A 16,738-nucleotide genomic window follows, 5' to 3' on the forward strand; every position below is an offset into this window, starting at 1 on the left:
GGGCCATGGATTACAGGAAGCTGTTCAGCCCCCGCCGGCTACGAACGGGCTTGCGCGGCCGGTTCCTCGATGCCCGGGATACCTGGCGTCACCTGAAGGACGAACAGGCCTATTTCAAGGCTCGGTTCCCGAGCGCATTCCGCCGCTATCGGTACTTGGCCTCGCGGGGATTCTCGGCGCGCGAGATCAGGCTCTGGGGGTTGATGAATCCCGGGCTCGGTCGGCGGGCCCTTGAGCAGTATGTCAGCAAGCGCGAGATGCTGAAGATTCAGGCGAGGCACAGTCCTGTTGGGCACGCCGCCCTGCTGGAAGACAAGGCGGTCTTCTATCGCTACTGCCATGAACTGGGGTTGCCTGTTCCCCAGACCGTCGCGTTTCTCTCGCGGGACCTTGTGCGATTCCCGGATTCCCTGGAGCCCTTGTCCAGCGAGGACATGCCGAACGCCCTCAATAGAGAAGAGGGGCGTGAGTTGATCCTCAAGCCTGCCAACGGTGTGTATGGGGCCGGGATTCGCCGCTTTCGGGTCGTGGAGGGATGGTTACAGGAAGGTGAGCGGATCCTTGATCTTGGGGATCTGCTTGGTGAGCTCAAAGGGCAGACGCGTTATGTCCTGCAACGCAGGCTTGATAATCACCCGTCCATTGCAGACTGGACGGGCCTTGAAACGGTCCAGACCGTACGGATCGCGACCGCCATGCCCGCGAGTCCCGGCTCCAGCCCGAAATTGATCTCGGCCTTTTGGCGCTCTGTGGTCACGAATGCCGATAACGACAACTTCAACTACGGGGATACCGGAAACCTGCGCGCGCGATTGGACCTTCTATCCGGCCGGATTCTTCGGGTAGTCCGCGCATCGCCCTCGGGCATTGGCCTGGAGGAGGTAGAAAACCACCCCAATACCGGATCCCAATTGGTTGGGAGAACATTGCCGCACTGGGAAGAAACACGGCGACTTGCTCTGGCAGCCGCGCAAGCGTTCTATCCGATTCGTCTTATTGGATGGGATGTCGCGATCACCCCGCAGGGGCCTGTGTTGATCGAGGGTAATTACTGGTTCGACCCGGACAACGCCTGGGGCGAACTAAGGGGTCAGCTGGACAACGCCTTGAAACATTGACGGGCCCGGAGGTTGGACGTGGGCTTGCAAACACTGCGGTACCGGGTATCCGACCGTTGGCCGATCGGTTGCATCCTGTGGGTGCTCGCTCTTGGCATGGCGGCAAGTTATCCCCTTTGGGTTGCGGCAGAACCCCCTTCCGTTGCAGATGCTCCGCCTTTTGTTGGGCAGGTCGTGCGTGCGGGGCCGGAGGACTACCGGGTGGCGGTGGCTGCGCTTGAGCCTGGTGACTGGTTGCGGCTGGAGCCAGGGGACTATCCGCGTTCGCTGCGGTTGCACGGAGTGCGCGGGACGCCGGAGCGGCCCATCGTGATCAGCGGGCCAGCGGAGGGTGAGCCGGCCGTGCTGCGCGGGCGCCGCGGGGAGAACACGATCAGCCTGGTGGATGCGGAACATCTGGTGATCCGGCATCTGACGCTGGATGGCGGCGGGGAGCCGGTTGCGGGGGTGGTGGCGGAGGCGCGCGGTGACGGCGTGCATCACGTGACGCTGGCGCACCTGACCATCCGCCATTATGACCGTTCGCAGGGCAATACCGGGATTACGACGCGTGTGCCGGCCTGGGGCTGGGTGATCCGGCACAACGAGATCCATGATGTGGGTACCGGGATGTATCTCGGACAGCCGGATGGCACCAGCCCATTTGTCGGTGGCGTGATCGAACACAATCATGTGCACCGCACTCTGGGGTACAACATCCAGATCAAGCACCAGACGGAAAGGGAGATGATTCCAGGTCAGGACCCGGGCGCGCGCGAGACGCGGATTCGCTTCAATTTTCTGAACAAGGCAGAACGCGGGAGCGACGGGGCCCGGGCCCGCCCCAATCTGCTGGTGGGGCATTTCCCGCCCACCGGCCCGGGGTCTGAAGACCGCTATCGCATCGAAGGGAATCTGTTCTACCAGAACCCGCACGAGCGACTGTTCCAGGGCGAGGGCAACCTCCTGATCCACGACAACCTGTTCGTGAATGATGTCGGCGATGCGGTGCTGGTCCGCCCGCACAATCACCTGCCTCGCGAGGTCCGCATTGTGAACAACACGGTCCTGGCGACCGGGTTCGGGATTCGGGTGGACGAGCCCGACCAGGCATACGAGCAGGTGGTGGAGGGCAATGCCGTGTTTGCCGGGAATCCCCTGCAGCTTTCAGGCGGTATCGCCGGTGACCACAACTACACCGCACCGCGGGAAGACGCGGCCCGGTATCTGGAGGCACCGGATGCGGGACTGGATGAGCTGGATCTCTACCCGCGCGCGGGCGGTTTGCAGGAACGTGGAGACAGCGTGAGTTCGCCCGCAATCGCGGGCGCGGATCGCGATTACAATGGCCGCCTGCGCGAACGACCGGTCTGGGGAGCCTATGCCGGTCCGCCGGGCCCCAATCCGGGGCGTGTGGAGGGGATCGGGCCGCGCGTGCCGGGTTGCGCGCCCTGCCAATAGGGAAACATCGATCCGTGTTTCCCTGAGTTGGACGCGGTCCAGGGACAGAACGGCCCCCGCCGGGGTGCCGCATGACGAAGAGCAACGAGAACGGACATCTTATGCATACGCTTCCCGCGCTGGATGAAGTCACCATTGGGGTCATCGGACTTGGATACGTTGGCCTTCCGCTGGCCGTCGAATTCGGACATCACTGGTCCACCATCGGGTTCGACATCGACCCGGAACGGGTGCAACAGCTGCGGGCCGGGGTGGATCGCACGCGCGAGGTGGAGGCGGACAAGCTGGCGGCCACGCCGCATCTGGAATACACCTCGGACCTGGAGGCGATGCGGGCCTGCAACGTGTTCGTGGTGACGGTGCCGACCCCCATCGACCGGCACAAGCGCCCCGACCTCGGACCGCTGCTCGGGGCCAGCCGCAGTGTGGGGCGGGTGCTCAAGCCGGGCGATACGGTGATCTACGAGTCCACCGTGTATCCGGGCGCCACGGAGGAGGACTGCGTGCCGATCCTCGAAGCGGAGTCCGGCCTGGTGCACAACCAGGATTTCTTTACTGGCTACAGCCCCGAGCGCATCAACCCGGGCGACAAGGAGCACGGGGTCACCTCCATCATGAAGGTCACCTCGGGCTCCACCCCGGAGGTGGCCGACTTCGTCGACGCGCTGTACGCGCGAGTCATCACGGCCGGCACGCACAAGGCCGAGAGCATCCGCGTGGCCGAGGCCGCCAAGGTGATCGAGAACACCCAGCGTGATGTGAACATCGCGCTGATCAACGAGCTGGCGTTGCTGTTCGAGCGCCTGGGGCTGGATACGGAAGCCGTGCTGAAGGCGGCCGGGACCAAGTGGAACTTCCTGCCGTTCCGCCCCGGGCTGGTGGGCGGCCACTGCATCGGCGTGGACCCGTACTACCTGACCCACAAGGCGCAGGCGGTGGGGCATCACCCGGAGATGATCCTGGCCGGGCGGCGTGTGAATGACTCCATGGGCGCCCACATCGCGGACAACACGGTGCGGGCCCTGGTGCGCAAGGGCATCAATCCGGTGGGCGCACGCATCCTGGTGATGGGGCTGACCTTCAAGGAAAACTGCCCCGACCTGCGCAACACCCGCGTGATCGATATCCACGCGACCCTGGCCGGCTACAACGCCGAGGTAACCGTCTTCGACCCCTGGGTGGACCCGGCCGAGGCCGAGCACGAATACGGCATCACCCCGGTGACCGAGACCCCGGCCCCGGGGCAGTTCGATGCGATCATTGTCGCGGTGCCGCACCGCGAGTTCCTGAAGATGGGGATCGAGGCGATCCGGGCGCTGGCACGCCCGGAGTCGGTGATCTTCGACGTGAAATCGGTCTTCCCGCGGGAGACGACCGACCTGCGCTTGTAGCCGCGGTTCGGGGTGCACTCGCAGGGAGGCATCGAATCCATCGCGTTCGGTGTCGCCCCGGTTTTGCGACGAAACGATCTTCGACGGGTGGCGCAGCGCCCGTCGAAGATCTCCGTGGTGGATGTTTCAGCTGCCGCTGTCGGACTGCTTGCGGCGCCAGAGCATCGATCCGGCTACCAGCAAACCGCTGGCAAACAACACCAGCGTTCCCGGCGCGGGAACGGGCTCTCGCTCAACTTGCTCGAGTTCACCGATGGTCATGTTGTCGAAGCTGAAGATGTCGGTCTGCGGGCCTTCGACCAGGTCAAAGTCGAGCGAAGTGAACAGGAAGTCCTCACTTGAGGCGATTGCGCCGAAGTAGAAGACCGAGCCGTCCGTAGACCCGCCGGATCCCACGGTGTGCGGGACGGTTTCCTGGTGGACGCCTCCCGAACTCAGGTTGAAATTGATCAGCAGCTGCCCGCCGAAATCCCCGATGTCGATCCCGTAGAACCCGAAGGCGGCGATGTCCTGCCCGAAGTCCACGCCAAATCCGTCGTCTCCCGTCGCATCGGCCCGCCAGGTGTTGGTGCCGGATACGGAATAACGACCGAAGAAGGCGCTGCCCTCGGAGACGGTCTTGATGCGGCCGTCCCCCGTAAGGGTTGCGTCAAGCGTGCCACCAGCGAAGCCGGGGAAGGTCAGATTCAGTGGCGCAGTGGTCCCCGTGGCAAAGCCTTCGAAGTCCTCGGTCCCGACGCCACTGAGCGACCCGAGAAAGGCGCTTTCGGCCGCATCGGAGTTGGGGGTCTCAGACAATGGAACGGTCGCCGAGTTGTTCAGGTCCTCTCCGAAATAAGTGATGAACGCGGCCTGGGCCGAGGTTCCAGCCAGCATCGCGCCCGCGGCGATCAGTGCAATAGCGAGTGGTCCTTTCATGCTGCGACTCCCTTGTTGACATCCTGGGCCCCGGCCAAGGCAGAAATTGTGCCATTGCTCCGCAAGTGACTGACTTGTGGGTGTTCAACGGGGCACGCGAGCGGGTTCGGCCTTGCCGGTGTAAAGGTTCGTGACGCTTGTCGCGATTCCTGTGCGCTACTGCTCCGCGGACTCCACCGGGTATACAGTGATGACCCGGCCCCATCCCCGAGCGCCGCATGAACGCGATGGCGAATGCAGACGAGCCCTTGTCTCTGCGCACCTGTGCGCTGTGGGCCTGGCTGTCGCTGGGGGCGGCGATCTATCTGACGCTGCTGCCGTTCGAATTCGGCTCGATGAGTCTGGAGCGTGCCTGGGAGGTCTATCGGGGCATGAGCCTGACCGGCCCCGGGACCAGCGGCCGCCAGCAGTTTATGGCCAATGCCCTGATGTTCCTGCCGCTGGGGTTCTTCTGGACCGCCTGGCTGACCCATGGCCGCCGTAATCGACTGACGGCGTTTGCGGTGTTCACCTTTGTGGCGGCCCTGGGGCTGGCGGTTACGGCGAGCGTGGAGTTCCTGCAGGTCTGGCTGCCCTATCGGCACCCCGCGGGCGCCGATATTGCCGGTAACTTTTCCGGGGCCGTGGCCGGTTCGCTCGCCTGGCTGGCCCTGCGCAATCCGCTGGTGCGCTGGCGACAGGTGCTGGAAGGCGCGGGTGCGCAGACCCTGACCGCCGGCCTGGTGGTCTATGCCGCGCTCTACGTGCTGGTTGGCTTCGTCCCCTTTGACTTTGTACTGGCCGCGGACGAGTTGCGGGCCCGGTTGGCATCGGATGCCTGGGGCTGGTGGGTGGCGGCCGGCGCCTGCACGGGTGGTCTCCGCTGTATCAGCTGGCTGACGCTGGAGGTGGTGGTCAGTGTACCGGTGGGCTTGCTCCTGGCGCTTTGGCTGCAGCGGCGCGGAGCTTCGCTGCTAGGGGCCGGGATTCCCCTGGCCCTGCTGCTGGCGGGCCTGCTGGAGCTGTTGAATCTGGCGACTCTGTCGGGGATTGCCGAAGGACGTTCCGTGCTGCTGCGGGCACTGGGGATGGGGATCGGCCTCGTCCTGTTCCGGCGCCTGCCCGCGCATCCCCATGGCGTGATCCGGACGCTGCAGCAGTTCGCCACCCCGTTGCTTGTGACCGGCGCTGTCGCCTATGCCTTGCTGCTGGTCGCACTCAACCACGGCTTCGGTGCGTTTCACGCCGACGGGGAGGCGGTCCGTGCCCAGTGGGCCGACCTGAACCTGTGGCCGTTCTACTACCACTACCACGTGGACGAGATCCACGCCCTGCGCAGTACCGCGCTGCACCTGGCCATGTACGCGCCTCTGGGGATGCTGGTCTGGCTCTGGCAGTTGCGTCATCCACTGCAACCGGCCGCGTTGAACCTGCTGGCGGTCGTCGCGGGGGGTGCGCTGGCACTGGCGGTCGAGGCCGCCAAGCTGTTTGTGGACGGTGCCCGACCGGACCCGGCCAGCCTGGTCCTGGCCGGGCTGGCGGCCGGGCTCATGGCGGCCTCACTGCAGTGGCTGGAACGCGCGAGCGTGGCGGGTGTCGCGCAACCGGCCGTCGCGTCGCGAGACGAGCCCCGCAATGCAGCCCCGGGACCGAGCGTTCCCGGCCCCGTCGAGGGCTCTCTGCAGCGGTTGCGGCAGGCCCTTGGCGGTCTCCTGGCTTTGGTGGCCGTGCTGGCGGCGGTGACCTGGCCGGTGGCGCCGGTGGCGCCGGTCGCGCTGGCCGCGGGGTTGCTGGCCTACGCCGCCTTGCTGGCCTGGCGCCCGCAGGCCTGGTTGGTCGTGATCCCGGTTCTGCTGGCCACGCTGGACCTGACCCTCTACCACGGGCGCCTGTTCGTCTCCGAGCTGGATCTGTTCCTGCTGATGAGTCTGGCCGTGGCCCTGTGGCGGGGGCCCCATGCGCTGCATGCGGGCGTATCGCTGCTGCCGCGCGGGATCCGCTGGCCACTGGGGCTGCTGGTCGTTTCCACATTGGTCGGCCTGGGGCTGGCCCTGTGGCCGCCTGGAGGCTGGAACCCCGGCGCAGCGGTGCACTTTGCCCACGAATGGAATGCGCTGCGGGTGGCCAAGGGACTGCTGTGGGCGGTGGTGCTGCTGGCGGTGTTGCGCGTGGCGCCCATTCCGGTTCGGGAGCAGGTGACGCGCTGGTTCCTCCCAGGCGTGGCCCTGGCCCTGCTGGCGCAGCTGGCCTTCGTGGTGCGCGAACGGATCACCTACCCCGGGCTGCTGGATTTCGACAGCGGCTACCGGCTCTCCGGCCTGTTCTCGGAGATGCAGGCCGGTGGCCCCAGTATCGAGAGCTTCCTGGTATTGGCCTTTCCGCTGGCCTTGGTCTGGTGCTGGCGGCAGCGTCCCGGCCTGATGCTCGCCGGGGCGGCTGCGCTGGCGGTGGGGACGGCCTATGCAGTGGCCATGACCTACTCCCGCGGCGGCTATCTGGGGCTGGTCGTGGCGGTGGTGGTGCTCGCCGGCGGGGTATTGCTGGCGGCGCTGCAGGGGCGCATTCGGGCGCGCGGCGGGGCGCTGATCGGCGTGCTGTTGTCGGCCGCAGCGATCGCCCTGATTGCGGGCACGACCCTGGGCGGATTCGCCGAACAGCGTCTGGGTCAGATCGAGCGCGACTTCGGCAGTCGCGTGGATCACTGGCAGGCCGCGCTCGAATTGCCCGGTGGCGGGCCGCTGGCTCCCCTGTTGGGTCGGGGCGTCGGCAGTTTCCCCGAGCACTATCGCACCGGGAACCGCGACGGGCGCCTGCCCGGCAACCTGGCGTTTACCCGCGAAGAGGGTGAGCCGCGCCTGCAGCTGGGCGGCGGCGATTCGCTGTTCGTCAATCAGCGGGTGGACCTGCCGCGGGAGGGTGTCTATCGCATGACGGTTGAAGCGGCCAGCGCCCGACCCGCGGGTTTTCGTCTGTTCCTCTGCGAGAAGCCCATCCGCCATTCGTTCGCCTGTCGCAGCGAAGGGGTGCAACTGGAGGGGGGCGCGCGCCAGACGGTTGAATGGACCTTCGATCTCGATCCGATGGAGTCCCGCCCGTGGCCGTTCCAGCGCGGGCTCGTGCTGTCGCTGGCGGTCGATGCGCGGCAGCAGTCTGTCGTCGAATTTTACAACGTTCAGCTCCGGGGCCTGGACGGTCGCGAGTACGTGGCGAACGGCGACTTCCGGCATCTGGGGCGTCACTGGTATTTCACCACGGATCACCTCTGGCCCTGGCGGGTCGAGAACCAGTGGCTGGAGCTCTATTTCGATCAGGGCTGGCTGGGCCTTGTTGCCTTCGTCTGGCTGACACTGGCCGCCCTGGCAATGCTGATACGGCGCGGGCTGAGGGGCGATGCAGTGGCGCTGGCCATGGCGGCCGCGCTGGCGGGGGCATTGGCGATTGGCCTGTTCAGTACGCTGTTCTTCTCGCCGCGTATCGCGCTGTTGTTCTATCTGGTGCTGTTGCTGGGGGTGGCCTCCGCCATCATGCACGTCGAGGAAGAAAGCCGGACTCGGGCCCGGATGCCGGCCGATTCAGACCCGCGGGGTGCCGGTTGAACACAATGTCTGGATTATTCGACAGGCCTGAACGGATGGGCAGTCGGTGGGGTGTCCGATTTTTTTACGCAGCCAGGTGCGTGGTGTGTATCGGTGACGGAACACCCGGAGCGTGTTGTTAAAAAACAGCGGCCTATCGCGGGTGGCATCGTGATTGCTTGCGGGTCGGGCCAATGCCTCGGAACACCGACCAAGGGACGCGACCCATGAAAAAGGCACTTCTGATCGTACCGCTGGCGCTGCTGTCAGTCTCCGCCCACGCTGCGACGGTCGATCCGACCTACCAGTTCTTTGGTGCGTTGCCGGACGCTGATTTCGGAGGGAGTGGCATCCCCAACGATTCCGTTGCCCAAACCCCGTTCGAGACGGCGGAGGCCCCCGGCCTGCTGGGCCTCTCCGCGGCGCAGCGTTTCGGTTCGCCCGAGGTCACCAACGACGGCGCGGGCACGTTTTTCGCGCAGCCCGGCATCAGCGACCCGACCTACGACTCGGATTTCGGGTCCGGTCTGTCGTTGTGGAACTTCAATTTCTACATCGATCCCGGCGCCGGTTTCATGACAGGCGCGCCGCTGACTTTCGAGCTGTATTTCGAGACCGTGCCCGGCCAGATCAGCACGTTGCAGCTGGGAAGCCTGGAGGGCGTTACGCAGGGCTCGCAGAATCTCGGCTTCGACTGGGTGAACACCCTGGCGGGTTCACAAGGGAATGACCCGTTCGACCCCTTCGCGGAGGGCATCTACAGCTTCGGGCTAGCCGCGTTTAGCCAGTCTCTCGAACTGCAAACCACGCAGAGCGTTGCCCGTCCGGTGGCGGAAACCTGGATCAATGTCCAGGTGGGAGATCCGACTGCGGTGTCTGAGCCGGGCAGTGCGTGGATGCTGGGCACGGGCCTGGGGATGCTCGCGCTGATGGCCTGGGGTGTGGGGCGCCGGCGCCCCGGCGCTGGCACGGCCTGACACCGGCCTAGTCTGCCCCTGGCAACCCCCGGTGCTGGCTTTCGCCAGACCGGGGGTTTTTCGTATCGGGCTCACGTTCGCGCAGACGACTTGCCCCAAGGCGGGTATCTGTCCGGAAATCCCACCTGCTACTCTCGTTTGACCAACCTTCCTTGGATCCCGGGAGATGAACAAGGCCTTCGAGGCGTTTGACGAGCACCTGCTCGAGCTGGCCCGGTTTGTTGAAGAAGCCGAGTCCATGGAGAAGGGGCTGCACCAGTTGACGGTCCTGGTGGGCCACGCCATGGACTGCCGGCATTGCTCGATCATGCTGGTCAAACAGGATCCGGAGACCGGTGAACCGCGTCTCCGGGTCGAGGCGCACCAGGGGGTGCTTGTGCCGCAGGCCTACGGGGAGTCCCAGCGTTTCGGGACTGGCATCGCGGGACAGGTCGCCGCATCCGGCAAAGGACTCCTGATCAACGATCTCCACCATTCCGAATTTGCCGGCGACGCCCGCCGTTGCCACGAGGTGGAGGCGGTCGACGTGATCGCGGTGCCGGTGGTGCTCGATGGCGAGGTGATCGGCGTGATCAATATTGATTCCCCGCGTGATCAGCGGCGGCTGACGCAGGAGGATCTGCGCATGGCGTCGATCCTGGCGCTGGTGGTGGCCAAGTCCGTACTGGTCCATCGGCTGAAGGGGCTGCTGCGCACCAGCTTTACCCAGATGGCCTTGGCCCGTCAGCCGGGAGCGGCGACGGGGCCCATTACCCACGCACCGGAGCGCGTTGCCCGGTTGCTCGCGCGCACGCTGTACGACGAGATGAGCCGCGCCGGGTTTTCCCGCGATCATGTGCTGACGGCCGCGACCGAACTGATCGGCCAGGTGAGCGAGGGGCGGGAATGACGGCGAGGGTGCCATGAAGGACACCGGATTCGAGCGCCGCTGGCGCCAGCGTTTCCTCGAACGCGGAGCGAGCCTGGAGGATGACGCCGGGATCGCCGGCTGGACGCCGACCGGCCTGAACAGCCGCGTGCGGCAGTTCGAGCGTCTCTGGCGGGACGCGGCCCATGCGCCCGGACGCTGGCTCGATATCGGCTGTGGCGCGGGTACCTACACGCGGATGCTGCATGCGCAGGGTCATGCGGTGTGGGGGCTGGACTACTCCACCCCGTCCCTGGCGAAGGCGAGGGATCGCAGCAATCCGACGATCCCGTGGCTGGCGGCGGATATCCAGCAGCTCCCGCTGCCGGATGCCGCGTTCGACGGGGTACTCTGTTTTGGCGTAATGCAGGCGTTGTCGGAGCCTGCGCCGGCACTGGCCGAGATCCGGCGGGTCCTGCGTCCCGGTGGCGAGGCCTGGGTCGATGCGCTGAACCTGCGGTGTCTGCCCACGGCGCTTCGGGAGTGGCGGCGCCATCGCCGGGGCCGGCCGCCGCATTTGCGCTACGACGATCCCGCCGCCCTGCGTGCCACCGCCGAGGCCGAGGGTCTGGTGGCGCTGGAACTGGACTGGTTGCCGCTGGCACCCGGGCGTCTCGCGCGCCTGCAGCCACTGCTGGAGAACCGGGCCACCCGTGGCGTGCTGCAGACGGTGCCGGTCGCCGGGGCATGGCTGAGCCATTCGTTCATTCTGCGCTTGCGCAGGGCGTGATGCGCCAGTCGTCCGGCCCCTGTCGGGAAATTTTGCACTTGGCGGCGACGAGCTCCCTTGCGAACTCGAGGTCTGGTGAGGCGGCCCTCGATATCAGTGAGTTACCCGTTATTCGATGGAGTGGCATTGCGCTTGCTAACTCTTGGTAGAAAGCGTCTGATTGCAGTGTGCCCCGAAATTCCCCCGGTGCGGGTGGAGGCGGGTGCCCTGGCGCGAACGGCGTGACGCCGGGGACGGACCTGGAGCAGGCAAGAATGAGCGACGAACACGATCAGAACCACAGCCATGGCCCGGAGGGCGAGGATCCGTCCGGCAGCCCCGTGGATCGGGACGAGGCTTCAGCCGGCCCGCGCAGCCGGACCCGCCGCCGTCTGACCACCGCCGGCCTGGGTGGCGCGATGCTGGTGTCCCTCCCCGCCAAGTCGGTCTGGGGTGCGCAGGGCCAGTGCTCGCTGTCGGGCAATATCTTCTCCGCCAACGTCTCCAATATCGACCACGAGTGCACCGAGGGCGATGGCTGCACGCCGGGCTTCTGGAAGAACAACTGGTTCGCCTGGGACTGCACCGGCTACTCCCCGGGGACCTGCCACGAGACCAATCCCCCGGGTAGTCAGTGCCGCCGCTTCGATGCTACGGTGCATCCCGGTGGCGCGACCTCCTTCGAGTCGGTGTTCGGCTACAAGCCGGAGTGTCTGAGTGGCTCGCCGTCGCTGATGGAGGTGCTGCAGGCCAGTGGCGTGTGCAGTGGCTCGCTGGACTGGCATGCGGTGGGCGCGGTCCTGAACGCGGCCTGCACCTCGATCGACTTTGGCGCCTCGGTGGATGAGGTGGTGAAGGCCTATTCCATGGCCCGCGATGACGCGGACAAGTACACGGCCGTGAAGAACGTCTTCGTCTACATGAACGAGCGCTTCTGCCCAATCAACAGCCAGGGCGACTGCGAGGATGGATACTCGCGCAACGAGCAGGGTGTGTGCGTGGAAGTGCGCACCAGCCAATCCAACCTGCAGGGCAATCGCAATCGCTGACCCCCGGCGCCGTGCCCGGTACATCAGCCCACACGGTCCGCGAGGTCCGCGTGTCCGTTTCTGAAGAGACTCCCCTGGCGCTGATCCCGCTGCCCGCCGCTCACGTGCGGGCGTGGGGCGAGGCGGTGGTCGTCTACGACCAGCGCTGTGGTGCCACCCACGTGCTGCAGCCGCCCCTGGCCGATCTTTTTCAGGCCCTGCAGGGCGGTCCGATGACGCCGGAGGCGTTGTTCGAGTACCTTGAACAGCGCTACGACGCCGCGGAGGGGGAGTTGGAGGATGCCATGCAGGCCGGCCTGAGCCAGTTGCGCCAGCACGATCTGGTCCGTCGTGTGCCGGAGTCGCGGGAGGCGTGACGGGGCACCCGGACCTGAGGGCCGAGTTGCGGGACGCCGGCCTGGCCATCCAGGTGGGGCCCTTTGTGGTGCGCTTGCGGTCGCGGCTGGACCGGATCGCGCGCGCGGTGGCTCTGTTCTATGACCGGCAGGTGCTGCCGGCGGGCAGCGCGCCGTTTGCCGACTTCCACGTCACCCTCGCGGGGTCCTCCGGCCTGCGCGCGGTCTGGCGGCCGCAGGCGCGTTTCTTTCTCGATGGTCGCTCGCCTTTTCGCCCCTTGCCGCACGCCCATGCCTACCCGCTGTTCGAGTGGGGGCTGAACTGGTGCATTGCCCAGCACGCCCACGACTTCCTGATGATCCACGCGGCGGTGCTTGAACGTAACGGTCGGGCGCTGGTGATGCCGGGCGAGCCGGGGGCGGGGAAGAGCACGCTGACCGCCGCGCTGACCCTGTCCGGCTGGCGCCTGCTGTCGGACGAATTCGCCCTGCTTTCCCTGACGGACGGGCAGCTGGTGGCCCTGCCGCGCCCGGTCAGCCTGAAGAATGCCGCCATTGACCTGATCCGCGAGCGCTACCCGCAGGCGGTCATCGGGCCCGCCTCGCATGACACCAGCAAGGGGACCGTGGCGCATCTGAGACCGCCGGATGCGAGTATTCAGAAGATGCACGACCCGGCGCGACCGGCCTGGCTGGTCTTCCCGCATTTTGCCGCGGGGGGCCGCGACCACCTTGCACCGCTGGACCGGGCCGCGGCCCTGCAGCGGCTGGTCGGGTCGTCGTTCAACTACAGCGTGGTGGGGGCCGCGGGCTTCGAGGCCGCGGCCGACCTGATCGAGCAGAGTGCGTGCATCGAGCTCGAGTACGCGGATCTGGATGCTACCCTGGGGCTGCTGAACGACCTGACCGCGGGGGGCGCGTGACATCCTCCGTGCTGACGCAACTGCTCGCGGTCCTGGGCGCTCCGGAGTCGGCCGGGAGGCTTTCGCTGGCGGACTGGGACCTGCTGGTGCGGGTGGCGCGGGTGGCCTCCCTGGAAGGGCGGCTGCATGCATTGATCGAGGAGGCCGGGACACTGCCCGAGGTGCCGCCGGCGCCGCGACGGCACCTGCACGCGGCCCGAGTCCTGGCGGATCGTCAGCACGCCATGGTCCGCTGGGAGGTGGCGCGGATCCACGAGGCCCTGGCGCCCGAGGCGATCCCGGTGATGCTGCTCAAGGGCGCTGCCTATGTCATGGCGGGCTTGCCCTGCGCCCCGGGGCGTCAGTTCTCCGATGTCGACATCCTCGTCCCGCAGGCGCGGATTGAGCAGGCGGAGCAGCACCTGTTTGTCCAGGGTTGGGTCTGCGAGGGCTACGATGCCTATGACCAGCGGTACTACCGCCAGTGGATGCACGAACTGCCGCCGCTCACGCATATCCAGCGCAAGAGCGTGCTGGACGTGCACCACACCATCCTGCCGCCGACCGCGCGGCTGCATCCCGACCCGGATCTTCTGTGGCAGGCGGCGCTGCCGCTCGACGACTATCCGGGTGTGTATATCCCGGCTCCGGTGGACATGGTCCTGCACAGCGCGACGCACCTGTTCCACGACGGCGAGCTGGAGAACGGGCTGCGGGACCTGGCCGATCTGGATGCGCTGCTGCGGTACTTTGTGGCCGAGGATCCGGGTTTCTGGGAGCGGCTGACGGCGCGCGCCTTCGAGATGGATCTGGCACGCCCGCTCTTCTACGCCCTGCGCTATGGCCGCGAATTCCTGCAGACTCCCGTGCCCGATTCGGCCTTCGCGGCCCTGGCCCGCGCGCGCCCGTCGGCGCCTCTGCGTGGGCTGATGGACGGGCTGTTCCGTCGCGGCCTGATACCCCATCACTGGAGCTGCGATGGCGTCGGGTCCGGCGCCGCGCGCTGGCTGTTGTACGTGCGTTCCCATTACCTGCGCATGCCGCTCCACCTGCTCCTGCCTCATCTGGTGCGCAAGGCGGTCAAGGACCAGCGCAAGGGGAAGCGGGAACGGCCCGAACCCTGAGGGAGACGCTGATTGAATCGCACGTCCGCGCTCGAGTCGCTTTTGCGTGCGAACAAGGCGCGGTGACTGCGGTGCAGTCATTCTGCACAAGGGAACCGCAACGCCGTTCCCGCGCCCGTTTTTGATCAACAACGGGCGGCCGAGCCCCGACTTTCACTAGCTTGTGGGGTTGGCACCCCAAGTTCCCCGATCCTGCGTTGCGCCGCTTGCGGGTAGAACCACTACCCGCTGCACGACGCGCCTTGTCTCGGAACGCTTTGTCTCGAAGAACCGGGGGGCACCAACGCGGACGTGCGATTCAATCAGCGTCTCCCTGAGGTCCGCGCGCTCCCGAACCCGCAGCTCGACCGCCGCCCGTCTACCCGACCAGCGGGCCTTTACCCGGTAGCGGGGTCCGCCTCTACGCTTAGGGGTGCCAGGAGCAGCTCGGCGCGAAACAGGACGCGTGGGCCGGCCACCAGGCCGAGGCAGCGGTAGCGCTGCTGTGCCATCTCGGAGCCGGCCAGGCCGCGATCCGAGGTGTCCACGTGTTCGGCCGGGCTCACCAGCATATGCAGGGCATCGGCGCTGCGCAGGGCGCGCGCCAGACGCTGGTCGACGCTGATGTGATGCGCGGTATAGATCATGGGGTCGCGATAGAAATCGTGGCCATCGGCATGGGCCTTCTCCAGCAGCGCGCAGGAGATCAGGGATGCCGGAAACATGTCGGGAAAGTTGACCCGGTCCTCCAGCTCGTCGAAGTAGTCCGCCTGGCGCACGAGCGAACCCGACAGCAGATTCTTCGCGTTGCTGTTGGTCATGAACTTGCGCTTGTGGAACCACCCGTTGTCCGGCAGTTCGCGGCGGTCCTCGAGCCGGTCGAGGTCGAACCCCGCGGGCAGGGGCAGTGCCGCGTCCGGCAGCGCGCGGGGGGTGGCCGTGTCGCGCACGTGTCCCAGCAGCACCAGACCGCCGGATGTGCGCATCGCGATGCGGTTCGACAGTTGCGGCCGTCCCGCCTCGTCCATGCGCCGGTTCGTGGGCTTGACCACGGTGGTCAGGGCCTCGTCCGGGCGCAGGGCCCCGGCAAAGGTGAACTGGTAGTTCCGGAATGGCCGTTCGCGGATGTTCTCGCTGTCGCCCTCCGCCTGGCGTACCTGCGTGATCAGGGCCTCGGCGAGGCATTCCAGTTGAAAGCCCAGCACAATCGGGCCGCCAAACGGGTTGCCGCGGATCCGCATCCACTTGTCGCCGTCATGGAACGGATTGAAGTCATCGGTGGCGTTGCGCGCCACGTCGATGTGGATCTGACGAAAGACGCGGGGGGCGTCGAGAGGGGGCGCGGCCATGGGCGTGCGTTCTACCGGGCAGGGCCTGCCGTGACGTGTGCGGGCGTCGATGGGTTACTCCCGGGCGTTTGCCAGCAGCGGACGAATCCGGTCCGCTGGCACCGCGTAGCTGATCCCGCTGGGGTGGCCGACCGCCGCCTCGCGTCCGCCCTGGACGAAGACCTGATTGATCACGCCGACGACTTCGCCGCTGTCGATCCGGTAGACGGGGCTCCCGCTGTTGCCGGGGTAGGCGGTGGCATCCAGCTGAAACACCATGGGTGCGCCGGCCCGCAGTTGCCGGATGCGCGCCTCGCTCAGTTCGCTCGAGCGCCGGGCGGTGATCGCCATGGGGGTGCGCGCCGCCACGCTCGCGCGATGGGTCGCGGGATAGGTGCCCAGGACCATGCCGATCGGGAAGCCGGTAAAGGCCAGTTGTTCGCCTTCCCGCACGGCATCGGAGGATCCCAGCTGCAGGGGTGGCAGCGGGGGCCCGGCAATCCGCAGCAGGGCCAGGTCGTCGTCCGCCGAATGGGCCACCAGTTCCGCGCTGTGGATGGAGGTGTCACGGCCTTCGCCGCTGACCACCACGAGTTGTTCGCGGTTCTCGTGATCCAGGGACGTCGGGATCACATGGTGATTGGTGACGATCAGACTACCGTCGCCAACCGCAAAGCCGGTGGCGAGGTAATGGGCCCGGGGGCTGCGCGCGGGCTGGTGGGTGGCGATGCTGACCACCGAGGGTTTGACGCGCTCGATGGTGTCGGGCAGCGCATCGGCCGCGGCCGGGGGCTGGACGACCAGAAGGGCCAGAAGACTGGCCGCGGCCAGGGCCTTCAGCGTCCGCCATTTGCGCGGGCGGGTGCATGGCGCAGAGGCCGGTGACAAGAGGCCGGATCGCGTGCTCGTCGTATTGTTCATGGGCCACCCCCGCCGGTTGATGGTCCAAGTCTAGGCCAGGCGTCTCCGATCGTGGTGGCAGTGCGTTAGGTGACGCGGGTAGTGGC

Annotated in this window: 14 protein-coding genes; 11 read left to right on the forward strand and 3 right to left on the reverse strand. The window is 66.8% G+C overall.

The annotated features are described in order from the left end of the window. The first annotated feature begins 5 nt into the window (after window positions 1–5). The 3 genes from D107_RS0106285 (at window position 6) to tviB (ending at window position 3,949) form a co-directional block, all read left to right on the forward strand. Window positions 6–1,118, forward strand: coding sequence for a sugar-transfer associated ATP-grasp domain-containing protein (locus D107_RS0106285; RefSeq protein ID WP_018881030.1), 1,113 nt, complete (start codon window positions 6–8; stop codon window positions 1,116–1,118). A gap of 309 nt (window positions 1,119–1,427) precedes the next feature. After that, on the forward strand, window positions 1,428–2,558 hold the full coding sequence (locus D107_RS0106290) for a hypothetical protein (protein ID WP_018881031.1): 1,131 nt from the start codon (window positions 1,428–1,430) through the stop codon (window positions 2,556–2,558). A 101-nt stretch (window positions 2,559–2,659) separates the two neighbouring features. Then, a complete protein-coding gene (tviB, locus tag D107_RS0106295; protein ID WP_018881032.1) occupies window positions 2,660–3,949 on the forward strand; it encodes a Vi polysaccharide biosynthesis UDP-N-acetylglucosamine C-6 dehydrogenase TviB in 1,290 nt (429 codons plus the stop codon). 126 nt (window positions 3,950–4,075) lie between these two features. Here tviB and D107_RS0106300 read toward each other — a convergent pair whose 3' ends face one another. Then, complete coding sequence (locus tag D107_RS0106300) at window positions 4,076–4,867, reverse strand: PEP-CTERM sorting domain-containing protein (RefSeq protein ID WP_026280755.1); 792 nt, start codon at window positions 4,865–4,867, stop codon at window positions 4,076–4,078. Between the two features lie 218 nt (window positions 4,868–5,085). Here D107_RS0106300 and D107_RS0106305 point away from each other — a divergent pair, with 218 nt between their 5' ends. The 8 genes from D107_RS0106305 (at window position 5,086) to D107_RS0106340 (ending at window position 14,424) form a co-directional block, all read left to right on the forward strand. Continuing rightward, on the forward strand, window positions 5,086–8,442 hold the full coding sequence (locus D107_RS0106305) for a VanZ family protein (protein WP_018881034.1): 3,357 nt from the start codon (window positions 5,086–5,088) through the stop codon (window positions 8,440–8,442). Window positions 8,443–8,648: 206 nt separating this feature from the next. After that, on the forward strand, window positions 8,649–9,398 hold the full coding sequence (locus D107_RS0106310) for a hypothetical protein (RefSeq protein ID WP_018881035.1): 750 nt from the start codon (window positions 8,649–8,651) through the stop codon (window positions 9,396–9,398). A gap of 166 nt (window positions 9,399–9,564) precedes the next feature. Next, complete coding sequence (locus D107_RS0106315; RefSeq protein ID WP_018881036.1) at window positions 9,565–10,287, forward strand: GAF domain-containing protein; 723 nt, start codon at window positions 9,565–9,567, stop codon at window positions 10,285–10,287. 13 nt (window positions 10,288–10,300) lie between these two features. Further along, the gene (locus D107_RS0106320; RefSeq protein WP_018881037.1) at window positions 10,301–11,035 is read left to right on the forward strand and encodes a class I SAM-dependent methyltransferase; all 735 of its coding nucleotides are present in this window, start codon (window positions 10,301–10,303) and stop codon (window positions 11,033–11,035) included. 254 nt (window positions 11,036–11,289) lie between these two features. Beyond that, entirely contained in the window at window positions 11,290–12,063 is a 774-nt protein-coding gene (locus D107_RS0106325; RefSeq protein WP_018881038.1) for a hypothetical protein, read from the forward strand. 50 nt (window positions 12,064–12,113) lie between these two features. Continuing rightward, window positions 12,114–12,419 (forward strand): HPr-rel-A system PqqD family peptide chaperone, encoded by a 306-nt coding sequence (locus tag D107_RS0106330; protein WP_018866646.1) that lies wholly within the window; start codon window positions 12,114–12,116, stop codon window positions 12,417–12,419. Further along, on the forward strand, window positions 12,416–13,321 hold the full coding sequence (locus D107_RS0106335) for an HprK-related kinase A (protein ID WP_018881039.1): 906 nt from the start codon (window positions 12,416–12,418) through the stop codon (window positions 13,319–13,321). The genes D107_RS0106330 and D107_RS0106335 overlap by 4 nt, the downstream gene beginning before the upstream one ends. Continuing rightward, window positions 13,318–14,424, forward strand: a complete 1,107-nt coding sequence (locus tag D107_RS0106340; RefSeq protein ID WP_026280756.1) for a nucleotidyltransferase family protein — start codon at window positions 13,318–13,320, stop codon at window positions 14,422–14,424. The genes D107_RS0106335 and D107_RS0106340 overlap by 4 nt, the downstream gene beginning before the upstream one ends. Window positions 14,425–14,801: 377 nt before the next feature. On the opposite strand, the gene D107_RS0106345 is transcribed toward D107_RS0106340, so the two are convergent. Beyond that, on the reverse strand, window positions 14,802–15,752 hold the full coding sequence (locus tag D107_RS0106345) for a hypothetical protein (RefSeq protein WP_018881041.1): 951 nt from the start codon (window positions 15,750–15,752) through the stop codon (window positions 14,802–14,804). A gap of 54 nt (window positions 15,753–15,806) precedes the next feature. Continuing rightward, window positions 15,807–16,652: a S1C family serine protease gene (locus D107_RS0106350; protein ID WP_038028714.1), complete on the reverse strand. Its 846-nt coding sequence runs from the start codon at window positions 16,650–16,652 to the stop codon at window positions 15,807–15,809. Between the last annotated feature and the right edge of the window lie 86 nt (window positions 16,653–16,738).

The organism is Thioalkalivibrio sp. ALE30 (genome assembly GCF_000377465.1).
Classification (GTDB): domain Bacteria; phylum Pseudomonadota; class Gammaproteobacteria; order Ectothiorhodospirales; family Ectothiorhodospiraceae; genus Thioalkalivibrio.

Bases quoted from the DNA above. Each gene is read 5' to 3' on its own strand.
- D107_RS0106285 (WP_018881030.1), top strand. From the start codon at position 6: ATGGATTACAGGAAGCTGTTCAGCCCCCGCCGGCTACGAACGGGCTTG.
- tviB (WP_018881032.1), top strand. From the start codon at position 2,660: ATGCATACGCTTCCCGCGCTGGATGAAGTCACCATTGGGGTCATCGGA.
- D107_RS0106300 (WP_026280755.1), bottom strand. From the start codon at position 4,867: ATGAAAGGACCACTCGCTATTGCACTGATCGCCGCGGGCGCGATGCTG.
- D107_RS0106305 (WP_018881034.1), top strand. From the start codon at position 5,086: ATGAACGCGATGGCGAATGCAGACGAGCCCTTGTCTCTGCGCACCTGT.
- D107_RS0106310 (WP_018881035.1), top strand. From the start codon at position 8,649: ATGAAAAAGGCACTTCTGATCGTACCGCTGGCGCTGCTGTCAGTCTCC.
- D107_RS0106315 (WP_018881036.1), top strand. From the start codon at position 9,565: ATGAACAAGGCCTTCGAGGCGTTTGACGAGCACCTGCTCGAGCTGGCC.
- D107_RS0106320 (WP_018881037.1), top strand. From the start codon at position 10,301: ATGAAGGACACCGGATTCGAGCGCCGCTGGCGCCAGCGTTTCCTCGAA.
- D107_RS0106325 (WP_018881038.1), top strand. From the start codon at position 11,290: ATGAGCGACGAACACGATCAGAACCACAGCCATGGCCCGGAGGGCGAG.
- D107_RS0106345 (WP_018881041.1), bottom strand. From the start codon at position 15,752: ATGGCCGCGCCCCCTCTCGACGCCCCCCGCGTCTTTCGTCAGATCCAC.
- D107_RS0106350 (WP_038028714.1), bottom strand. From the start codon at position 16,652: ATGAACAATACGACGAGCACGCGATCCGGCCTCTTGTCACCGGCCTCT.